A 3675-nucleotide genomic window follows, 5' to 3' on the forward strand; every position below is an offset into this window, starting at 1 on the left:
GCCGTCGTACCAGGTCCGGCACCTTGGTCGCCGTGCCCGGCCGACGCCCCCGCGCGCCCTTGTCCCCCGCCGTAAGGTGGGCCTCGGACAGGGGCGCGGCCTGTTGTCGCAGGTCCGCGCCGGAAACGGGGACGCCCCCGCGGGGGCGCACGGGGATGAGAGGCGACTGTCGTGGAACGCCAGCAGGACCAGCCGGCACCATCGGACCACGGGGAGAACGGCGCACCGGGGGTGACGTCCGGCGGCCCGGGGGTGACGTCCGGCAGGCCGGGGGTGACGTCCGGCGGGCCGGGGGACGCCGCGCCGGACGGGCCGCCGCCCGCCGTACGGATACGCGGGCTGTGGAAGCGCTTCGGGGAACAAGTCGCCGTCGCGGGCGTCGACCTGGACATACCCGCCGGCCGGTTCATCGGCCTGGTGGGCCCGAACGGCGCCGGCAAGACCACGACCCTGTCGATGGTCACCGGGCTGCTGCGCCCGGACGCGGGACAGGTGGAGATCGGCGGCCACGACGTCTGGCGCGATCCGGTCGCGGTGAAGTCCCGCATCGGTGTGCTGCCCGAGGGGCTGCGGCTGTTCGAACGCCTTTCCGGGCGCGAGCTGCTCGCCTACAACGGGCGGCTGCGCGGCCTGCCCGGCGACGAGGTCGACAAGCGGGCCGCCCAGCTGCTCGACGTCCTCGATCTGGCCGGTTCCCAGCACAAGCTGGTCGTCGACTACTCGACCGGCATGCGGAAGAAGATCGGGCTGGCGGCCGCGCTGCTGCACAACCCCGAGGTGCTCTTCCTGGACGAGCCGTTCGAGGGCGTCGACCCGGTCTCCGCCCAGACCATCCGCGGCGTGCTGGAGCGCTACACCTCCTCCGGCGCGACCGTGGTCTTCTCCAGCCATGTGATGGAGCTGGTGGAGAGCCTCTGCGACTGGGTCGCGGTGATGGCCGCGGGCCACGTCCGCGCGCAGGGGCCGCTCGCCGAGGTCAGGGGCTCGGCGCCCAGCCTCCAGGAGGCCTTCCTGGAGCTGGTCGGCGCGGGCGGGCGCGACTCCGGGCAGAGCCTGGACTGGCTGGGCGGCGGCGCCCGATGAGCGCGGCACGCCCCTCCCCCACGCCGCCCGCCTCCCCCGTTCCGGGGGGCGCCTCCGTGCCGGCGGGTTCCCCCGTTCCGGCCGGCTCCGTCGCGCCGTCGGGCGCCTCCGCCGCGGCGGCCACCGCCGTCTTCGTGCGGCTGAAGCTGTCCCTGCTGCGCAATGGGCTGCGGCAGTCCTCCGGCCGCACCGCGGCCTTCGTGACGTCCGTCGTGTTCACCCTGCTGCTCGCCGCCGGGCAGCTGATCGGCCTCATCGCGCTGCGCGGCAACGACCACGCCACCGCCGTCGTCGTGCTGCTGACCGCCCTCATGGCGCTGGGCTGGGCCGCGCTGCCGCTGTTCTTCCCCAGCGGTGACGAGACGCTCGACCCCACCCGGCTGGTGATGCTGCCCCTGGAGCCCCGCCGGCTGGTGGGCTCCCTGCTGATCGCCTCGCTGGTCGGCATCGGCCCGCTGTTCACGCTCGTCCTGGCGGTCGGCTCGGTGATCGCCGTGGCGCACGGCGCGGCCGCGGTGGCCGCCGGTGTGATCGCCGCGCCGCTGGTGCTGCTGGTGTGCGTCACCTTCGCGCGGGCGGTGGCGGCGGGCAACATCCGCCTGCTGACCAGCCGCAAGGGCCGCGATCTGGCCGTGCTGAGCGGTCTGTTCATCGCCCTGGGCACGCAGTTCGTCAACCTCGGCGTGCAGAAACTGTCGTCGTCGGAGGGCCTGGCGTCCCTGGAGCCCGCGGCCGAGGTGCTGCGCTGGGTGCCCCCGGCCGCCGCCGTGGACGCCGTACGGAGCGCGGGCGCCGGCGCGTACGGTGTCGCGCTCGCCCAGCTCGCCCTCACCGCCGTGGCCGGCGCGCTGCTGCTGTGGTGGTGGCAGCGCAGCCTCACCCGGCTGATGACGGCGCCCGACGGATCGACCCTGCAGGCCGCGAGCGAGCCGTCCGGGAAGGCCGGGCGCGCGAGCGCGGGACTGTCCGCGCTGCTGCCGGCCGGCCGGGTGGGCACCGTCGCGCAGCGGACCCTGCGCTACGCCTGGCGCGACCCGAAGGCGAAGGCGTCCTGGGCCACCTCGCTCGGCGTCGGACTGCTGGTGCCGTTCGTCACCGCCGTCCAGGGCAACGGGAGCGTCTATGTGGCGTGCTGGGCGGCGGGGCTGCTCGGCATGCAGATGTACAACCAGTTCGGCCAGGACACCTCGGCGTTCTGGATGGTGTCGCTCACCATCTCCTCCACCCGCGACGCCTATCTGGAACTGTGCGGGCGCGCGCTCGCCCTGGCGGTCGTCGCGGTGCCCTATGTGACGCTGACGGTGCTCGGCACGGCGGCCTTCCTGGGGCAGTGGGACGCCTTCCCGGAGGCGCTGGGGCTGGCGCTGGCGCTGCTCGGCGCGCTGACGGCCACGGGCGCGATCGGGTCGGCGCTCTTCCCGTACTCCATCCCCCAGGACAGCGGCTACAAGAACGTCGCCCCCGGACAGGTGTCGCTCGCCTGGACCAGCATCCTCGGCGGCATGGTCGCCGGCGCGGCGCTGTGTCTGCCCCTGCTGGGGGTCACCGTCTGGCTGCACCTGGCGGACGCGCGGAACTGGCTGTGGGTGATCCTGCCGCTGGGGGCGCTGTACGGGTGGGGGCTGAGCCTGCTGGGGCTGCGGCTGGCCGCGCCCCGTACGGCGGCACGGCTGCCGGAGATCCTGACCGCGGTCAGCAAGGGCTGAGGCGCACCCCCCTGTTCACTCCGTGAGCGGCGGGAGGCGGTCGAGGAACGGCTCGACCGCCCCGCGCCACCCCTCCGGCTGGTCGTAGTGGACGAAGTGCCCCGCGTCGGCGACCTCCGCGTACTCGCCGCGGGGCAGCACCCGGACCATCTCCTGGGCCTCGGCCCGCCCCAGCTCCCCGTCCACGCCCCGCACCACCAGCGCCGGGCAGCCGACCTGGGCGAGCTCCTCCCAGTGCGCGTCATGGACCCAGGTGTCGCGCGCCATCAGCATCTGCCGGCGGGAGAAGACCGGCCGCCAGCCGTCGGCGCGCTCGGCCATCACCTCGGCGAAGAACTCGCCGCGCCCGGGCCGGGGGCGCTCCAGCCGGGGGTCGTCCTCACCGAACCACTTCCGCACGTCGGCGAGGGTCGCGAACGGCACCGGCCAGGACGCGAACCACTCCTCCCACTCGCGCTGCGAGCGGGCCCCCAGCGCGGACGCCCGCATGTCGCAGATGACCACGGCCCGTACGAGCTCCGGCCGGTGCGCGGCGAGCTGCCAGGCGGTCAGGGCGCCCATGGAGTGTCCGACGAGGACGGCCGGGGCGAGGCCGAGCTGCTCGATGGCGGCGGCCGCGTCGGCCACGAAGGCCTCGCGGGTGTACGGGCCCTCGGCGGGCTTGTCGCTGCGGCCGTGGCCGCGCTGGTCGAGGCCGACGGCGCGATGGCGGGCGGAGAGCCAGCGGGCGGTGCCCGCCCAGTGGGAGGCGCGCCCCATCAGGCCGTGCAGCAGCAGGACTCCGGGGCCGGCGGCCCGGGAGGCGTCATGGGGGTCGCGTGCGCGGGGGGCGCCAGAGCCGTCACCGCCCCGCAGAGCAGCGCGACCGTGGCGGTTATACGTGCGA

Annotated in this window: 3 protein-coding genes; 2 read left to right on the plus strand and 1 reads right to left on the minus strand. The window is 75.2% G+C overall.

The genetic code is table 11. The features are described 5' to 3' along the window. The first annotated feature begins 273 nt into the window (after positions 1–273). Together ACSNOD_RS29615 and ACSNOD_RS29620 are read left to right on the plus strand one after the other, a co-directional pair. A complete protein-coding gene (locus tag ACSNOD_RS29615) occupies positions 274–1083 on the plus strand; it encodes an ABC transporter ATP-binding protein (protein WP_436770163.1) in 810 nt (269 codons plus the stop codon). Beyond that, on the plus strand, positions 1080–2789 hold the full coding sequence (locus ACSNOD_RS29620; protein WP_436770162.1) for a transporter: 1710 nt from the start codon (positions 1080–1082) through the stop codon (positions 2787–2789). The genes ACSNOD_RS29615 and ACSNOD_RS29620 overlap by 4 nt, the downstream gene beginning before the upstream one ends. A 15-nt stretch (positions 2790–2804) precedes the next feature. On the opposite strand, the gene ACSNOD_RS29625 is transcribed toward ACSNOD_RS29620, so the two are convergent. Next, positions 2805–3644: an alpha/beta fold hydrolase gene (locus ACSNOD_RS29625; protein ID WP_436770164.1), complete on the minus strand. Its 840-nt coding sequence runs from the start codon at positions 3642–3644 to the stop codon at positions 2805–2807. Positions 3645–3675: the final 31 nt, after the last annotated feature.

The organism is Streptomyces sp. URMC 123, from assembly GCF_051386515.1.
Taxonomy (GTDB): Bacteria; Actinomycetota; Actinomycetes; order Streptomycetales; family Streptomycetaceae; genus Streptomyces.